Source organism: Amycolatopsis sp. NPDC003861 (assembly GCF_053605405.1).
In genome coordinates, this window is sequence record NZ_JBSGJD010000496.1 from 1 (window position 1) to 1,884 (window position 1,884).

Consider the following 1,884-nt stretch of genomic DNA (forward strand, 5'->3'; position numbering starts at 1 on the left):
ACCTCGGACGTCCCGAATGAGTCATTCGCGACAGCCGGCGATACCGAGGTGGCCCGTCAACCGCGCGGTGGGGTCTGGGGTAGATCCAGGCGGTACACACTCACCGTCCCCGAGCTGAACTCCTTCGTCAGCCCCGGCAACCCCGTCAGCCGGCTCAGCCCCGGCGCCAAGCTGTACGTCAGCTTGCCCGTCCAGTGGTGCCCATCCGTCCCGACCGTCGGGGCCGACGTGTCCACGTACACCCAGCGGACGTTCTTCGCCCGCAGGATGCTCTGGACCTCCGGGTCCTCCGGGTAGTAGTTGAACATCGCCAGCAGGGTGATGTTGTCCTGGATCGGGCTGTGGCCGTCCGGGACGATGTTGAGGATCGGCAGGTCGTAGTCCACGTACAACAGCGTCGAGCCGTCGTTCGCGTTGTTGAGGATCGTCTCTCCTGGGGCCGCGTGCTCGTGCAGCCACTTCGCCGCCGCGTCGTCCGCCGCGTTGTAGCGGACGAACTGCGGGGCCGCGTAGCGCTGGCTCAACGACAGCGCCCCCGTGTTCATGTAGCCGCGGAACGACGTCACCGTCAGCGCACCCAGCAACACCACGATCAGCCCGTACGCCACCGCCGGGCGGAAGCGCGCCGGGATCGGGTTGCGCTTCTGCACCGCGACGACGAACAGCCCCAGCGCCACGAACAGGACGCCCGCCAAAACCGGGATCAGCAGGTAGACGTGCGTGTCCAGGCGGTTGGCCACCCGGTAGTAGTAGCGGCCGATCATCGCGCCGAAGCCCGAATTGGGCGAGTAGTGGAAGCTCACCATGACCGCCGCCCAGAACAGCCAGGCCGTCAGCAAGGGCCACGCGCGCCGGGACAGCACCGCCGCGGCGACGCCGGCCAGGCCCAGCAGGCCGAGCACCAGCTGGCCCATCGTGCCGCTCGGGTCGAAGTACCCGCCGTACGGCAGCCGGGCGACCAGCTCGAACGACGCGCCCAGCTGCGTTCCGCGGATGTTGGCCGGCGCGTCGACCACCGAGCCGTTGCCGAGCCGCAGCAGCGCCAGGACGTCCGGGATGATCAGGACCACCGCCACCACGCCCGCCAGCACCAGCGGCAGCAACGCGCGGACGAAGGCGAGCCGGCCCGCCTTGGTGAACAGCAGGCCGATCATGGCCGCGACCGTCGTCAGCGCGATCGAGGTCAGCGCGCTCGGGTGCAGGTTGAACGCCCCGGCGGCGGCGACCCCCACCAGCACCGCGCGGCCCCAGTTGCGCTTGCCGATCACCAGCATCACGGCGACGAGCCCGGGCATCAGCGTCATCGCGGCCGCGTTCGGCAGGACGCCGCCGTCGTGGGCGAAGGCGATGCCGGGGCGGTACAGCTGCACGGACACCAGTGCGGCGACGCCCGCCGCGAGCTCGACCCAGCCGCGGCCGAGCCGGCCGTGCCGGAGCACCGCCGCGGTCAGCGCCGCCACCGAGAGCGGCAGCACGACCACCGAGAACACCACCGTCGCCAGGTTCAGGGACAGCATCGTGTCCCCGAAGACGTCGGTGAGCAGCGCGCTGATGTCGGTGAAGCCGGGCGGGTAGAACTGGACGTTCGTGTCGTGCACCACGTCGATCGGCAGGATCTGCCACGGCGCGGCCTTGCCGGTGAAGTGCGTGAAGGCGGTCAGCACGGCGTGCGTGACGGTGTCGTGCTCCTGGGTCGGCGTCTGCCACGACCCGAGGCCCTTGTGCCACATCCGGACGCCGAGGCCGACGCCGGCGACGGCGATGAGCGCGCCCAGCACCTGGGCCACCAGCCCGGCCCGGCCGGTCAGCGTGCGCAGCCGCGGGTCTTCGGCGGGCTCGACCGGCTCGGCGGCCGCGCGACGGCGGCGGACCAGCCAGCGCACC

Annotated in this window: 1 protein-coding gene; it reads right to left on the reverse strand. The window is 71.1% G+C overall.

Annotated features, from left to right (window positions below; translation table 11 throughout):
• Positions 1-56 precede the first annotated feature (56 nt).
• Positions 57-1,884, reverse strand: a 1,828-nt coding sequence (locus ACWEVN_RS47720; RefSeq protein ID WP_452055692.1) for a DUF6541 family protein, incomplete at its 5' end; no start/stop codon positions are given.